The organism is Streptomyces sp. NPDC006012, assembly GCF_042871185.1.
Classification (GTDB): domain Bacteria; phylum Actinomycetota; class Actinomycetes; order Streptomycetales; family Streptomycetaceae; genus Streptomyces.
The window spans coordinates 373062-388633 of the sequence record NZ_JBIAIE010000001.1 but is presented as its reverse complement, the minus strand read 5'-3'; the positions used below and the strand labels follow the sequence as shown (position 1 = coordinate 388633).

Below are 15572 nucleotides of genomic sequence, written 5' to 3'. Positions count from 1 at the left end.
CCAATTTCAATCAGGCTGACCGCTGCCGAGAGGTGGAGCCATGACGTCCGCGGCATTGCCGACCGGCACCGTACCCAAGCTGGAGCGCCCCGGCCCGCTGCGCGAGCGGGTCTACGAGGCCCTGCTGGAGCTGATCGTCACCAGGTCGCTCAAGCCCGGGCAGCATCTGGTCGAGACCGAACTCGCCGGCCACCTGGGCGTCTCCCGCCAGCCGGTCCGCGAGGCCCTGCAACGGCTCAACACCGAGGGCTGGGTGGACCTGCGCCCGGCCCAGGGGGCGTTTGTCCACGACCCCACGGAGGAGGAGGCCGACCAACTGCTGGTCGTCCGGGGTCTGCTGGAGGCCGAGGCGGCACGACTGGCGACGGCCAACGCCACGCCGCAGGCCACGGCGCGGCTGCGCGAGCTGTGCGAGACGGGCGAACAGGCCCTGGCGGACGATGACGTCGACGCCGTAGTCGCCGCGAACGCCGCCTTTCACGCGTATCTGATGGAGCTGGCGGCGAATTCGGTCCTGGCGGAGCTGCTGGCGCAGGTGGATCGCCGCGTCCGGTGGTTCTACACGCCCGTCGCCCGTACCCGCGGCGCGCTGTCGTGGCAGGAGCACCGGGCGATGATCGAGGCCATCAAGGCGGGCGACGAACAGCGGACGCGAGAGCTGATGCGGGATCACACCGAACACACCCGTGTCAGTTACCACAAGCGCAAGAACCCCGAGCAGTAGGCACGGACGTACGCACGTACCGGAGCGGTGCGGCGCCGGGCGCGGCGCGGAGAAGCCGCCCGCCGCGGTCCGTCCGCCGATGGCGGAGGAACGGACCGCGACGAGCGGCTGGGTCAGCCCTGTGCGAGCGTGCGGGTCAGACCGTTTCGCCGCTCACCTGCAACGCACCACCGGCCCCGGCCCGGACCCGACGCGCCGAGGGACGGCCCGGCTGCCGCAGCAGCAGCGCGAGCGCCGCCGAGGCGAGGCCGAGGCATCCGGCGAGGGCGTACGCCCCGGAGTAGCCCCAGGCCGCGACGACCGTCGCGCCCAGGCCGCTGCCGGCCAGCCCGCCGACCAGCTTGGAGCTGTAGACCAGCCCGTAGTTCTGGGCGTTGTTGTTCTCGCCGAAGTAGTCCGGGGTCAGCGCCGCGAACATCGGGAAGAACGCGCCGCCGCCGAAGCCGGAGATGAAGGCGAAGATGAGAAAGAGCCATTCGCTGCGGATGTCACCGGCCCACAGGACACCGAACTGCGACAGGCCCTCGACCGCCACCACCAGGATCAGGGTCTGCTTGCGGCCGAGCCGGTCGGACAGCCAGCCGGTCACCCCGCGGCCGGTGCCGTTGATGATGGACATGATGCCCATCGACGAGGCGGCCACCAGCGGACCGAACCCGATGTCCTTCGCGTACGGGACCTGGAAGGAGATGCCGAAGATGGACACCCCGGAGCACAGCACCAGGCAGAACCACATCAGCGGGAGCATCCCGGTGCGGATGGCCTCCATCGGCTCGTACTGCCGCACGGCAGGCGGGTTCTTGGACAGCGACTTGTCGCTGGCGGCGTTCTGGCTGTGCTGGATCGGGTCGACCTCTTCGGGCCACCAGTTCTTCGGCGGGTCCTTGAAGAACCAGCCGCAGACCGCCACGAGGATCAGCACGTAGACACCGACCAGGTCGAGCACCGTGTGGTAGTTGCCGGCGTCGAAGGAGTAGGTGAAGACGAAGATCATCGGTACGGATCCGTAGGCGAAACCGCCGTTGACGAAGCCGGTCTTGCCGCCTCGCCGTTCCGGGTACCACTTGCCGACGATGTTGACGCAGGTCGAGTAGACCATGCCGGCGCCCGTGCCACCGAAGAACCCGAAGCCCAGGATCGCCAGCGGCACGTTCGGCGCGTAGCTGAGGGCGAAGAAGCCGATCCCGGCCAGGACGGCTCCTACGAGGGTGGCACCGCGGGCACTGAGGATCCCGCGTTCCCGCAGCCTGCCCGTCGGGAAGGCGACTGCGGCCTGGAAGACCGTCCACACGCCGAGGACCCAGAACGTGTTGGTGGACGTCCAGCCATGCACGTCGGACAGGACTTCCTCGGCCGAGCCGTAGGCGTATTCCGCGACACTGATGGCCATCATGGCCACCCACGGAAGTATCACCATCAGCAGGCGCGGGCCGCCCAGAATGTCCCTGGCGCTCTCGCCGACCCGGTACACACGTCCGTTCGCATCTGTGACCTCTCGGTATGCGGGTCGTACGGTTGATGCCGTTGTCATTTCCAATCCCCTTGCTCAAGAGACTCGCCAGCGCCCCCTGGTCGGTACTCCATGGCAGTGCGGGGAGGTCTGGCCGCGGGCGATGGCGCCCGGACCGGACCTGTCACGCGGGCCGGCCGGGCCGGTCCGCGGGTCTGGGGGTGGGGGACGGCGCCGCGGGGGTCCGCGTCGCCGTGCCAGAAGCGGCGGATGCCGGGCCGCTTCGGTCGAGTGGCCGCGGTTTCGCTCCATGCTCAGATCACTCCGTCCGACTTGAGCAGGTGCAACTCCTCGTCATCCAGGCCGAGTTCACCGACGTAGATCTCCTCGTTGTGCTCGCCGAGCAGCGGGGAGGCGGTGATGTCGACGGGTGAGTCGGAGAGTTTGAGCGGGCTGCCCACGGTGACGAACTCGCCGCGCTCGGGGTGCGGGACGGTGACCACCATCTCGTTGGCGACCAGCGAGGCGTCCTCGATGATCTCCTTCGTCGAAAGGATCGGCCCGCACGGGATGTCGTGCGCGTTCAGCTCCTCCAGCACCTGCCGTTTCGACAGGGTGGACGTCCATTCCTCGATCAGCCGGAACATCGCGTCCAGCTTGGGCAGCCGCGCCTCGGGGGTGGCCCACCCCGGGTCGTCGGCCAGCTCCGGACGGCCGATCAGTTCGCTGAGCGGGCGCCAGCCGACGGGCTGCACGATCACGTAGACGTAGTCGTTGGGTCCGCCGGGTGCGCACTTGACGGCCCAGCCGGGCTGGCCGCCGCCGGAGGCGTTGCCGGAGCGTGGCACCTCGTCGCCGAAGTCCTCGCCCGGGTATTCGGCGAGCGGGCCGTGGGCGAGGCGCTGCTGGTCACGCAGTTTGACCCGGCAGAGGTTGAGCACGGCGTGCTGCATCGCGACGTTGACCCGCTGGCCGCGGCCGGTCCGTTCGCGCTGCAGGAGGGCGGCGAGGATGGCCGCCACGGCGTGCACGCCGGTTCCGGAGTCACCGATCTGGGCGCCGGTCGCAAGCGGCGGGCCGTCCTCGAAGCCGGTGGTCGCCATCGACCCGCCCATCGCCTGCGCGACGACCTCGTACGCCTTGAACGCGGTGTACGGGCCTTCGCCGAAGCCCTTGATGGAGGCGTAGACGATCCGCGGGTTGATCTCCCTGATGCGGTCCCAGGTGAACCCCATCCGGTCGACGGCGCCGGGACCGAAGTTCTCGACCATGACGTCGCTGCGGCGGATCAGCTCGGCCAGGATCTCCTTGCCGCGCCCGGTCTTGGTGTTCAGGGTGATGCTCCGCTTGTTGCAGTTGAGCATCGTGAAGTACAGGGAGTCGACGTCCGGCAGGTCACGCAGCTGTTTGCGTGTGATGTCGCCGGTCGGGGCCTCCAGCTTGACGACGTCCGCGCCGAGCCAGGCGAGCAGCTGGGTCGCGGAGGGCCCGGACTGGACGTGCGTCATGTCCAGGACGCGGATGCCGTCGAGTGCCCTGGTGCCAGTGGGGGGTATGCCGGTCGCCATGGTCACCGCGTCACCTCACCTCGTGCGCCGCGGAACGCGACGCTGTGGCAGCAGAAAGTGAATACTGTATGCAGTGACGTAGACCATAGCCCTGGTGTGATCGAAAGGATCCGGGGCGGAAGTTGAGGCTTTCCCCAAGAGCGATCAAAGGAATGGCATAGAAGGCCGGTACACCGAACCCGACCGGGCGTGCCCCGTATCCGCGAGGCATCCGCGACGGGCACTGACGGAAGCGCTTAGGGGTGGCATACAGTATGCAATCGACGAGGGGAGGCTTCGAGCAGCTCCCCGTCCGCCCGGACTTCAGGGAGCCGCTCCATGCCGTACCGCTCCGCTCTCCTTCGCACCTTGAGCAGCACCATCGAGCCCTCCGCCGAACAGGCCAGCGCGCTCGGCAGGTTCCCGCGGGCCGCCGTGGCCGCTCTCGGCGAGGCCGGACTGCTCGGACTCACCGTCAGCACCCCGCTGGGCGGCGGCGGCCGCGGACTCACGGAGGCCGCCGAGGTCGTGGCCGAGGTGTCCCGCGCCTGCCCGGCCACCGGCGCGGTCCTGCGCTCGCACTACGCCGCCGTCGCCCTCATCGAGGCGCACGGCACCCCGTGGGTGCGCCGAAGGATCGCCGCGGGCCACCACCTCAGCACCCTCGCCCTGGCCGACGGCGACGACCGGCACGAACCGGGCGGCACGGCGTCACCGGCGGGTTCGACGACGACCGGCATCGGTGACGTGGTGGCACTGCGCGCCCGCAAACGCGATGTCGTCGGGGCGGGCGAGGCCGACAGCTACGTCTGGTCCTCGCACCCGGCCGACGGCACCGGCGGGCCGGCCCTCTGGCTGATCCCGGCGGACGCCCCCGGCCTGTACGTACCGGCCCGGCCCAACGGCACCGGACCGCGGGGCAGCGGCGCCTCGACCGTGCACGCCGACCCCGTACTGGTCCCTGCGAGCGCGCGGCTCGGGCAGTCGGGCGGCGCGGGCGACGACGTGCTGGGCACCGTCCTGGACTGGCTGGCCGCGCTGCCCGCCACGGACTCGCCGGGCCCGGCGGCCGTGCGCCCCGCGGCCACCGCGCCGGTCGCCGCCGACGCGGCCGACGCGGCCGGCTGAGCATTCCGCACGGTCCGGACGGTGGACGGCGCACCACCAACTGCATACAGTATTCGATGAGTTTGCAGGACGACCACAGGGGCGCTCATGCCGGACGAGCAGGACGGCCGGAGGCCACGCTCGTCGATCACCACCCCCTGGATCCATCCGACCGAGCCAAGGGATTCACATATGCGTGACGGTCAGGGGGAGGAACCATGACGACGAGTGTCAGTGACGTGGCGACGCAGGCCGCCATCACCGCGATCGTGGCCGCCCACCGAGGCGAACGCGGGCCGCTGCTGCCGATACTGCACGCCATCCAGGCCGAACTGGGGCATGTACCGCAGGAGGCCGTTCCGCTGCTCGCCCAGGAGCTGAACCTCTCCCGGGCGGACGTACACGGAGTGGTCTCCTTCTACCACGACTTCCGCAGCGAGCCCGCCGGCCGCACCACCGTGCGCATCTGCCGGGCCGAAGCCTGCCAGGCGCTCGGCGCGGGCGCGCTGGAGTCCTGCGCGCGGGAGCGGGCGGGCGTCCCGCTCGGCGAGACCCGGGCCGACGGCTCGGTCACCGTCGAGCAGGTCTTCTGCCTCGGCAACTGCGCGCTGGGGCCGTCCGTCGAGGTGAACGGCAAGGTGCTCGGACGCATGAGCGCGCACCGGCTGCGCTCCATCCTGGACGAGGCGGTCTCCTCATGACGCGGACGTCGGACTCCCCCGTGACGGTGTACGTCCCCGGCGACTCGGCGGCACGGTCCGTCGACGCGGACGCGGTCGCCGAGGCGATCCGGACGGCGGCGGCCGGCCAGGACCGGCCGGTGGAGCTGGTGCGCAACGGGTCGCGCGGCATGCTCTGGCTGGAGCCGCTGGTCGAGGTGGTCACGCCCGAGGGCCGGATCGGCTACGGGCCGGTGGCGCCCGAGGACGTCACGGGCCTCGTCGAAGCGGGCCTGCTGGACGGCGCGGACCACCCGCTGCGGCTCGGCGTCGTCGACGAACTGCCGTGGCTGGTCCGGCAGAACCGGGTCACCTTCGCCCGGGTCGGCATCACCGACCCGCTCTGCCCCGAGGACTACGAGCGCCACGGCGGCCTCACCGGACTGCGCCGGGCCCTCGAACTCGCGCCCGCCGACGTGGTCACCGCGGTCACCGAGTCCGGTCTGCGCGGCCGGGGCGGGGCGGGCTTCCCGGCCGGCATCAAGTGGAAGACCGTGCACGACTGCGCAGGGGAGCTGAAGTTCGTCTGCTGCAACGCCGACGAGGGCGACAGCGGCACCTTCGCGGACCGCATGGTCATGGAGGGCGACCCGTTCATGCTCATCGAGGGCATGACGATCGCCGCGCACGCGGTCGGCGCCCGCGAGGGCTACGTCTACATCCGCTCGGAGTACCCGGACGCGGTGGCCACGATGCGGGCGGCGATCTCGATCGCCCGCGGGCGCGGCTGGCTCGGGGAGCGGATCCTCGGCTCCGGCCTCTCCTTCGACCTGCACGTGCGGGTCGGCGCGGGCGCGTACATCTGCGGCGAGGAGACCTCCATGCTGGAGAGCCTGGAGGGCAAGCGCGGCATGGTGCGCGCCAAGCCGCCCATACCCGCGATCACCGGGCTGTTCGGCAAGCCGACGGTCGTCAACAACGTCCTCACCCTCGCCACCGTCCCGGTGATCCTCGCCAAGGGCGCACAGGCGTACCAGGAACTCGGCGTGGAGCGTTCGCGCGGCACGCAGGTCTTCCAGCTCGGCGGCAACATCGCGCGCGGCGGCATCGTGGAGACGGCGTTCGGCGTCACCCTGCGCGAGCTGATCGAGGACTTCGGCGGCGGCACGCTCACCGGCCGTCCGGTGCGCACGGTGCAGGTGGGCGGGCCGCTCGGCGCCTACCTGCCCCAGGCGCAGTTCGATCTGCCGATGGACTACGAGGCGTTCGCCGCGGCGGGCGCCATGCTGGGGCACGGCGGTGTCGTGGTCTTCGACGACAGCGTGGACATGGCCGCGCAGGCGCGTTTCGCGATGGAGTTCTGCGCCGCGGAGTCGTGCGGCAAGTGCACGCCCTGCCGCATCGGTTCGGTGCGCGGCGTCGAGGTGATCGACCGGATCGTGGCCGGTGAGGAGCGCGAGGAGAACCTCGCGCTGCTGGCGGACCTCTGCGAGCTGATGACCGACGGATCGCTGTGCGCCATGGGCGGCCTGACACCGCTGCCGGTACGCAGCGCCGTCACCCACTTCTCCGACGACTTCCTCGCAAGGAGGGAGGGCACGGCATGACACTCCTCAAGGAACCCGACTTCGGCACCCCGGAGCGGCCCGGCGGGGCGACCGTCTCGGTCGAGGTCGACGGGCTGCCCGTCACGGTGCCCGAGGGCACCTCGGTGCTGCGCGCGGCCGCGCAGGCAGGCATCGACATCCCCAAGCTCTGCGCCACCGACAGCGTCGAGGCGTTCGGCTCCTGCCGGCTGTGCGTGGTGGAGATCGACGGCCGCCGCGGCACCCCAGCGTCCTGCACCACCCCGGTCGCCGACGGCATGGTGGTGCGCACCCAGACGCCCAAGGTGGAGAAGCTGCGCCAGGGCACCATGGAGCTGTACATCTCCGACCACCCGCTGGACTGCCTGACCTGTTCGGCCAACGGCGACTGCGAACTGCAGGACATGGCCGGGGTGGTCGGGCTGCGCCAGGTGCGCTACGGCTACGAGGGCGAGAACCACCTCGACGCCGCCCCGGACCTGAGCAATCCCTACTTCGACTTCAACCCGTCCAAGTGCATCGTCTGCTCCCGCTGCGTGCGCGCCTGCGGCGAGGTGCAGGGCACCTTCGCGCTGACCATCGAGGGCCGCGGCTTCGACTCCAAGGTCTCCGCCGGCGCCGGTGAGTCGTTCCTGGACTCCGAGTGCGTCTCCTGCGGTGCCTGCGTGCAGGCCTGCCCGACGGCGACGCTCCAGGAGCGGTCGGTCGTCGAGCTGGGCATGCCGTCCCGTTCGGTGATCACGACCTGCGCGTACTGCGGCGTCGGCTGCTCCTTCAAGGCCGAGCTGCGCGGCGACGAACTGGTCCGGATGGTGCCGTACAAGGACGGCGGGGCGAACGAGGGCCACTCCTGCGTCAAGGGCCGCTTCGCGTTCGGCTACGCCACCCACCCCGACCGCAAGCTCAAGCCCATGGTCCGGGAGAAGACCACCGACCCGTGGCGCGAGGTCGAGTGGGACGAGGCCATCCGGACCGTGGCCGACAGGATGCGCGCCATCCAGGACACGTACGGCCCAGCGTCGATCGGCGCCATCAGCTCCTCGCGGTGCACCAACGAGGAGGTCTACGTCGTCCAGAAGATGGTGCGCGCGGCCTTCGGCAACAACAACGTCGACACCTGCGCGCGGGTCTGCCACTCCCCCACCGGGTACGGGCTGAAGCAGACCTTCGGCGAGTCGGCCGGCACCCAGGACTTCCGCTCGGTGGCGAAGGCCGACGTCATCATGGTGATCGGCGCCAACCCCACCGACGGCCACCCGGTGTTCGGCTCCCGGATGAAGCGGCGGCTGCGGGAGGGCGCACAGCTCGTCGTGGTCGACCCGCGCCGCATCGACCTGGTGCGCTCGCCGCACGTCGAGGCCGCGCACCACCTCCAGCTCCGGCCGAGCACGAACGTCGCCGTGATCAACTCGATGGCGCACGTGGTGGTCACCGAAGGGCTCGTCGACGAGTCCTTCGTCGACGAACGGTGCGAAGGGTTCGCCGAGTGGGCCGAGTTCGTCGCCCTCGCGGAGAACAGCCCGGAGGCCACCGAGTCCGTCACCGGGGTGCCGGCCGAGCAGGTGCGGGCCGCCGCCCGGCTGTACGCGACGGCACCCAACGGAGCCATCTACTACGGCCTCGGCGTGACCGAGCACAGCCAGGGCTCCACGATGGTCATGGGAATGGCGAACCTCGCGATGGCGTGCGGCAACATCGGCCGCGACGGTGTCGGCGTCAACCCGCTGCGCGGCCAGAACAACGTGCAGGGCTCCTGCGACATGGGTTCCTTCCCGCACGAGCTGACCGGTTACCGGCATGTCTCCGACGACGCGGTCCGCACCGTGTTCGAGCAGCTGTGGGGCCGTTCCATCCTGCCGGAGCCGGGGCTGCGCATCCCGAACATGTTCGACGCGGCGATCGACGGTTCGTTCCGGGGCCTGTTCGTGCACGGTGAGGACATCGCGCAGTCGGACCCGAACCTGAAGCACGTCTCCGCGGCGCTGGGGGCGATGGAGCTGGTCGTCGTCCAGGACCTGTTCCTGAACGAGACGGCCAAGTTCGCGCACGTCTTCCTGCCGGGCGCCTCGTTCCTGGAGAAGGACGGCACCTTCACCAACGCCGAGCGCCGCATCAACCGGGTGCGGGCGGTGATGAAGCCGAAGACGGGCAAGCACGAGTGGCAGATCGTCTGCGAGATCGCCACCGCCATGGGCTATCCGATGGCGTACGACCACCCGAGCCAGATCATGGACGAGATCGCCCAGGTCACCCCGACCTTCACGGGCGTCTCCTTCGACGTGCTGGACAAGCTCGGCAGCGTCCAGTGGCCGTGCAACGAGCAGGCGCCCGAGGGCACACCGACGATGCACGTCGACGCGTTCGTGCGCGGCAAGGGCAAGTTCGTCGTCACCGCCTACGTGCCGACGGACGAGCGCACCACCTCGCGCTTCCCGCTGGTGCTGACCACGGGCCGGATCCTCAGCCAGTACAACGTCGGGGCGCAGACCCGCCGTACCGGCAATGTGGCCTGGCACCCCGAGGACGTGTTGGAGCTGCACCCGCTGGACGCCGAGAACCGCGGTGTCACCGACGGCGACCTGGTGACGCTGGCCAGCCGGGTGGGCAGTACGACGCTGCGGGCGCGGGTGTCCGACCGGATGCCGCCGGGCGTCGTCTACACGACGTTCCACCACCCGGTGACCGGCGCCAACGTGGTCACCACCGAGAACTCGGACTGGGCGACCAACTGCCCCGAGTACAAGGTGACGGCCGTACAGGTCGGCCTCGCCCACCCGCTCGGCCGGCACGCCACCGAGTCCGCCGGGGACGACCGGCTCGCGGGGGTGGACTGAGATGGCCGGCGCGGTGCCGTCCGAGCAGCGGATGGCCAATCAGATCGCCGCGAACTTCCGGCACATGCCCGAGGACACGGCCGCCGAGGCGGTCGCGGGCCATGTCGGCCGGTTCTGGGACCCGCGGATGCGCGCCCGGCTGTTCGCGCTGGTGGACGCGGGCACGGAGGGCCTGGATCCGGTGGTGGTCGCGGCGGCGCGGCTGCTGCGGGAGCCGCAGGGGTCCGCGGCGGGCTGACCGGCCCGCGACCGGACGCACACCCGGTACGTATGACACCGCCTCATCCTCCTTCGCACGGAAGGGAGATGAGGCGGTGGTGTGTCCGGGGGCCGAGCGTGCTCAGGCGGCTGCCGCGCCGTCCAGGCCGCGGCTGGTGACCAGCCGTACCCGTCCGGCGGCGAGCTGGTAGGAGAGGCCGACGACCGCGTTCGGGCCGCCGGCCAGGCTGGGTGAGCGGTCCAGCAGCAGGTCCACGGTGTTGCGGATGTGCTCGTCCACGATGTCGGACTCGTCGCTCAGCCCGGCCGCGCGCGCGGCCAGCACGCTGGGGGTGACGCGCTCGACGACATCGCGTACGTACCCGCCGGGAGCCTGGCCCTCTTCCAGGGCGGTGCGCGCGGCGCGGACCGCTCCGCAGGCGTCGTGTCCGAGCACGACCACCAGCGGGCAGCCCAGTTGGCCCACGCCGTACTCGATGCTGCCGAGCACCTCGGGGCCGAGCACATGGCCGGCGGTGCGCACCACGAAGAGGTCTCCGAGGCCGCGGTCGAAGACGATCTCAGCGGCCAGGCGCGAGTCGGAGCACCCGAACACCACGGCGAAGGGATGCTGACCGGGCGCCAGGGCGGCCCGGCGGGCGGCGTCCTGGTTCGGGTGCCTCGGGTCGCCGTCCACGAAGCGCCGGTTGCCCGCCAGGAGGGTGTCGAGGGCCTGCTCTGCGGTGGGTGTCTGGGTGTTGGCCATGCAACCAGGATGACAGATTCCATACAGTATGCAATACGGCTGCAGGAGAGAGTCACCCGCGAGTCGCCCATACGAGAGAGCCGGCCGGACCATGACGGTCCCGGCCGGCTCCCTTACGCGGGGTGCACCCCCGTCAGCGGGTTCAGATGATGACCTGCTTGTCGCGCAGCGCGGCGATGGCGCCCGCGTCGTAGCCCAGTTCGTGCAGGACCTCGTCGGTGTGCTCACCGAGCAGCGGGGCGCCCTGGACGTCGGGCTTGAAACGGGAGAACTTGATCGGGCTGCCGACCGTCAGGTACGTCCCGCGGCCCTTCTGCTCGACCTCGACGACCGTGCCGCTGCGGCGCAGCGCCTCGTCGCCCGCCAGCTCCTTCATGCTCATCACGGGCGCGCAGGGGACCTCCCACTTGCGCAGGATGTCGACCGCCTCGTACTTGGTCTTGTCGGCGAGCCACTTCTCGATCTCCGCGAAGATCTCGAAGATGTGGCTCTGCCGGGCCTTGGTGGTGCTGTACTCCGGGTCGTCGACCCACTCGGGGCGGCCGATGGCCTCGGCCGTCCGCTTCCAGTTCTGCTCCTGGATGGTGAAGTAGATGTACGCGTTGGGGTCGGTCTCCCACCCCTTGCACTTCAGCACCCAGCCGGGCTGGCCGCCGCCGCCCGCGTTGCCGCCGCGCGGCACGGCCTCGCCGAACTCGCCGTTCGGGTACTGCGGGTACTCCTCCAGGTAGCCCACCCGGTCCAGGCGCTGCTGGTCGCGGAGCTTGACCCGGGACAGGTTGAGCACGGCGTCCTGCATGGACACCGCCACCCGCTGGCCCTTGCCGGTCCTGTCCCGGTCGATGATCGCCGTGAGCAGGCCGATGAGCAGGTGCATGCCGGTGTTGCTGTCACCGAGGGCGGCGCCGCTGACGGTCGGCGGGCCGTCCCAGAAACCGGTCGTCGAGGCGGCACCGCCGGCGCACTGGGCCACGTTCTCGTAGACCTTGAGGTCGTTCCACGGCGAGTCGTCGTTGAAGCCCTTGACCGACCCGAAGATCAGCCGCGGGTTCCACTCCTGGAGCGTCTCCCAGCCCAGGCCCATGCGGTCCATGGCGCCCGGTGCGAAGTTCTCGACCAGGATGTCGGCGTCACGGATCAGCTTCTCCATGACCTCCCGGCCCTCGGCGGACTTGGTGTTGATGGCCAGTGAGCGCTTGTTGCTGTTCAGCATGGTGAAGTACAGCGCGTCGACGTCGGGGATGTCGCGCAGCTGATTGCGCGTCACGTCGCCGCCGGTGGTGCGCTCGACCTTGAGGACGTCGGCGCCGAGCCAGGCGAGCATCTGCGTACACGCCGGACCGGCCTGTACGCCGGTGAAGTCGATGACCTTTATCCCGGAGAGGGGCAGCTCAGTCATGTTCGCTTTCTTTCTCGTGGATCGCGGATCGCGGTCGTGGGTCGCGGTCGTGGGTCGCGGATCCTGGATTGCGGATCCTGGATTGCGGATCGCGGATCGTCTCGGTGGGGGATGTACGGGTGTCGGGTGGCCGGGACGGGGCTCAGCTCTTTGCGCTGATGCCCTTGGGGTTGAGGTGCGCGATGTTGCCGCTCTCCGTGCCGTCCGTCGGGTCGATCACGCAGTCGATGAGCGCCGGACGGCCGGCGGCCAGGGCCTCGCGCAGAGCGGCGGCGACCTCCTCGGGAGTCGTCGCCTGGTAGCCCTTGCCGCCGAACGCCTCGATCATGAGGTCGTGGCGGGCCTTCAGGGCGGTCGGCGCCGGGTCGTCGGTGGCGGAGGGATCGTCGCCGCGGTAGACGCCGCTGTTGTTCAGTACGAGGGTGACGATCGGCAGGTTGTAGCGGCACACCGCCTCGATCTCCATGCCGCTGAAGCCGAACGCGCTGTCGCCCTCGATGGCCACGACGGGGTCGCCGGTCTCGACGGCGGCGGCGATGGCATAGCCCATGCCGATGCCCATGACGCCCCAGGTGCCGCTGTCCAGCCGGTGCCGCGGCACCCGCATGCCGATCGTGTTGCGGGTCAGGTCCAGCGCGTTGGCGCCCTCGTTGACGACGTACGCGCGCGGGTTCTCGTGCAGCACGTCGCGGATGGCCTGCAACGCGCCCAGGAACTTCATCGGGTGCGCCGTCCGGGCGGTCTCCAGGCGGCCGGCCATCTTCGTGACGTTCTGCGCGGAGCGGAAGGCCAGTTCCTCGCGCCACTGCGCCGGGGCGGTGATCCGGCCCGGCTTGCCGCGCTCGATCAGCGCCTCCAGGACGGAGCCCACGTCGCCGACGAGCGGGGCCGCGATGGGCTGGTTGCTGTCCATCTCCGTCGCGGCGATGTCGACCTGGACGAACTTGGCGTCCGGGCTCCACTGGGGCGCGTCGCCGTGGCCGAGCAGCCAGTTCAGGCGGGCGCCGACCAGCACGACGACGTCGGCCCGGCGCAGCGCGAGCGACCGGGCGGTGGCCGCCGACTGCGGGTGGTCGTCGGGCAGCAGGCCCTTCGCCATCGACATCGGGATGTAGGGGATGCCCGTGGACTCGACGAACTCCCGGACCAGTTCGTCGGCCTGGGCGTACGCGGCGCCCTTGCCGAGCACGATCAGCGGACGCTCGGCACCCGCGAGGAGGTCGATCGCGCGGTCGACGGCCTCGGGCTGCGGCAGTTGCCGCGGCGCCGGGTCGACGAGCCGCCACAGCGACGCGGCGCCCTTCTCGGCGTCGATGACCTCGCCCAGCACCGCGGCCGGGATGTCCAGGTAGACGCCGCCCGGACGGCCGGAGATCGCGGTGCGCAGCGCACGGGCGATGCCACGGCCGATGTCCTCGGCCCGGTGCACCCGGTAGGCCGCCTTGACGAATGGTTTGGCCGCCGCGAGTTGGTCCATCTCCTCGTAGTCGCCCCGCTGGAGGTCGACGAGGTGGCGCTCGCTGGATCCGGAGATCTGCACCATCGGGAAACAGTTGGTGGTCGCGTTGGCGAGGGCCACGAGGCCGTTGAGGAAGCCCGGCGCGGACACCGTCAGGCAGATACCCGGCTTCTGCGTGAGGAAGCCTGCCGCCGCCGCGGCGTGTCCGGCGTCGCTCTCGTGCCGGAACCCGATGTAGCGGATGCCCGACGCCTGCGCGAGACGAGCCAGGTCGGTGATCGGGATGCCGACGACCCCGTAGATGTTCTCGACGCCGTTGAGTTTGAGTGCGTCGACGACCAGATGGATCCCGTCGGTCAAGGCAGCCGGTCCGTCGGCGCCCTCCGCCCCCGTGTCCTGTGTGACCGTGTCCGTCATGGTCCGGATCCTCCCTAGAGGGTCGCCCAGTTCGTTGTCCGTGCTTCACCATCGGCGCCGTTGCTCCGACGCGTCCAAGATCTTTTGCCAACCAGCTGATTAACGGTGTTTATCGATGCGGCCGGAGTCCGGCCGGTGGTGCGGGGCGCTCGCGGACACCCGTCTGCCGCGGTGTGCGACGGGGCCTCTCCCCGCTCTGGCGCGGCCATCGTCAGCCCGCCCCGCGGACGCCCACGGACTGTCTGCCGTAGGCCTCCTCCGGCCCGCGACCGCCCATGGACTGCCTGCCGTACGCCTCCTCCGGCGGGCCGGGCACGGCCGCGAGGGCAGCCGGCTCCGGTACGAAGACGTCGTCCAGCGACAGCCCCGCGACCACGTTGAGGAACGCCTTGGCCGCGACCGAACCGGGGGCCGCCGCGTGGATCGCCACCGATATCTGCGCCCTGGCGTCCGGTTCGACCAGCCGGACGGCCCTGGTGCCGCCGGCCAGCGGCATGGCGTTCAGCCAGGTGTGCGGGACGACGCTCGCCCAGGCGCCGGTGGCGACGTGGGCGCACAGGGAGGCGACGGAGTCCGTCTCGACCTGGGGGGTCGCAAGGGCCCCGCAGCTCTCGAAGGCGTCGTCGATGACCTGGCGGAACCGCATGTCGGGCGTCAGCAGCGCCAGCGGGAGCTGCGCCGCCTCGGCCCAGGTGACGGTGGGGCTCGCGGGCACCAGGTGCTCACCGGAGGCCAGCAGCACGTACTGCTCCTCGTACAGCGGCAGCACCTCCAGGCCCTCCCGGTCGCCGGGCCCGAAGTGGGCGATGGCGGCGTCCAGTTCGAAGTCGCGGAGTTGGCGGACCAGTTCGCCGGAGGACGGCCGGGAGCAGACCTTCACCTTGGCCAGCGGGTGCATCGCGCAGAACGCGGCCACCGGGAGCGCGGTCGTCGTCGAGACGGTGGGTCCCGTCCCCAGCCGCAGCACCCCGGTGATGCCCGAGCGCATGACGGCCACCTCGGACTTGAAGGCGTCGTGTTCGGCGAGGATCCGCTTGGCCCAGACGACGAGCCGCTCGCCCTCCGGGGTGAGGCCCTCGAAGGTGTGCCCGCGGTTGATCAGGGTGACGTTCAGTTCCCGTTCCAGCTTGGCGATGGCGATCGACAGTGCGGGCTGGGAGACGTAGCAGGCGTCCGCCGCCCGCGCGAAGTGCTTCTCCCTGGCCACCGCCACGAAGTATTCGAGCTGCCGGAACAACATGGAGCGGCTCCTGTTCGTCTCATGCCGACGGTCGCCGGACCGGCTGATCGGCAGGCACCGTCAGCACCCCGCCGACATTGTATGCAGTATTCCTTATTCAAGATAGGGGCACCATACTGTTGACGGTGCCGATCGGCGAGAGCCGACGGCGCCGGATCGACGAGTTCGACGAGAAGGGGGAGTCGC

Annotated in this window: 12 protein-coding genes; 6 read left to right on the top strand and 6 right to left on the bottom strand. The window is 70.6% G+C overall.

Annotated features, from left to right (window positions below):
* Window positions 1-40 precede the first annotated feature (40 nt).
* On the top strand, window positions 41-724 hold the full coding sequence (locus ACFYPJ_RS01695; protein ID WP_389008810.1) for a GntR family transcriptional regulator: 684 nt from the start codon (window positions 41-43) through the stop codon (window positions 722-724).
* Window positions 725-860: 136 nt separating this feature from the next.
* Here the strand turns inward: ACFYPJ_RS01695 and ACFYPJ_RS01690 are convergent, their stop codons facing one another.
* Together ACFYPJ_RS01690 and frc (ACFYPJ_RS01685) are read right to left on the bottom strand one after the other, a co-directional pair.
* Complete coding sequence (locus tag ACFYPJ_RS01690) at window positions 861-2255, bottom strand: OFA family MFS transporter (RefSeq protein ID WP_389008807.1); 1395 nt, start codon at window positions 2253-2255, stop codon at window positions 861-863.
* A 233-nt stretch (window positions 2256-2488) separates the two neighbouring features.
* The gene (gene frc / locus ACFYPJ_RS01685; RefSeq protein ID WP_389010079.1) at window positions 2489-3742 is read right to left on the bottom strand and encodes a formyl-CoA transferase; all 1254 of its coding nucleotides are present in this window, start codon (window positions 3740-3742) and stop codon (window positions 2489-2491) included.
* Between the two features lie 348 nt (window positions 3743-4090).
* Here frc (ACFYPJ_RS01685) and ACFYPJ_RS01680 point away from each other — a divergent pair, with 348 nt between their 5' ends.
* The 5 genes from ACFYPJ_RS01680 (at window position 4091) to ACFYPJ_RS01660 (ending at window position 10145) form a co-directional block, all read left to right on the top strand.
* Complete coding sequence (locus ACFYPJ_RS01680; protein ID WP_389008804.1) at window positions 4091-4849, top strand: acyl-CoA dehydrogenase family protein; 759 nt, start codon at window positions 4091-4093, stop codon at window positions 4847-4849.
* Between the two features lie 197 nt (window positions 4850-5046).
* Window positions 5047-5529, top strand: a complete 483-nt coding sequence (locus ACFYPJ_RS01675) for a formate dehydrogenase subunit gamma (RefSeq protein WP_389008801.1) — start codon at window positions 5047-5049, stop codon at window positions 5527-5529.
* Window positions 5526-7094, top strand: a complete 1569-nt coding sequence (locus ACFYPJ_RS01670; protein ID WP_389008798.1) for a formate dehydrogenase beta subunit — start codon at window positions 5526-5528, stop codon at window positions 7092-7094. Before ACFYPJ_RS01675 ends, ACFYPJ_RS01670 begins: the two co-directional genes overlap by 4 nt.
* Window positions 7091-9907, top strand: a complete 2817-nt coding sequence (fdhF, locus tag ACFYPJ_RS01665) for a formate dehydrogenase subunit alpha (RefSeq protein ID WP_389008796.1) — start codon at window positions 7091-7093, stop codon at window positions 9905-9907. The genes ACFYPJ_RS01670 and fdhF overlap by 4 nt, the downstream gene beginning before the upstream one ends.
* Before the next feature lies 1 nt (window position 9908).
* Window positions 9909-10145 (top strand): formate dehydrogenase subunit delta, encoded by a 237-nt coding sequence (locus ACFYPJ_RS01660; protein WP_389008793.1) that lies wholly within the window; start codon window positions 9909-9911, stop codon window positions 10143-10145.
* A 102-nt stretch (window positions 10146-10247) separates the two neighbouring features.
* Here ACFYPJ_RS01660 and ACFYPJ_RS01655 read toward each other — a convergent pair whose 3' ends face one another.
* The 4 genes from ACFYPJ_RS01655 to ACFYPJ_RS01640 all read right to left on the bottom strand — a co-directional run bounded on the left by ACFYPJ_RS01655 (window position 10248) and on the right by ACFYPJ_RS01640 (window position 15386).
* Window positions 10248-10871 (bottom strand): carbonic anhydrase, encoded by a 624-nt coding sequence (locus ACFYPJ_RS01655; protein ID WP_389008790.1) that lies wholly within the window; start codon window positions 10869-10871, stop codon window positions 10248-10250.
* Between the two features lie 142 nt (window positions 10872-11013).
* Window positions 11014-12270, bottom strand: coding sequence for a formyl-CoA transferase (gene frc, locus ACFYPJ_RS01650; protein ID WP_389008787.1), 1257 nt, complete (start codon window positions 12268-12270; stop codon window positions 11014-11016).
* A gap of 142 nt (window positions 12271-12412) precedes the next feature.
* Window positions 12413-14146, bottom strand: a complete 1734-nt coding sequence (oxc, locus tag ACFYPJ_RS01645; RefSeq protein WP_389008784.1) for an oxalyl-CoA decarboxylase — start codon at window positions 14144-14146, stop codon at window positions 12413-12415.
* Between the two features lie 211 nt (window positions 14147-14357).
* Window positions 14358-15386, bottom strand: coding sequence for a LysR family transcriptional regulator (locus ACFYPJ_RS01640; RefSeq protein WP_389008781.1), 1029 nt, complete (start codon window positions 15384-15386; stop codon window positions 14358-14360).
* Between the last annotated feature and the right edge of the window lie 186 nt (window positions 15387-15572).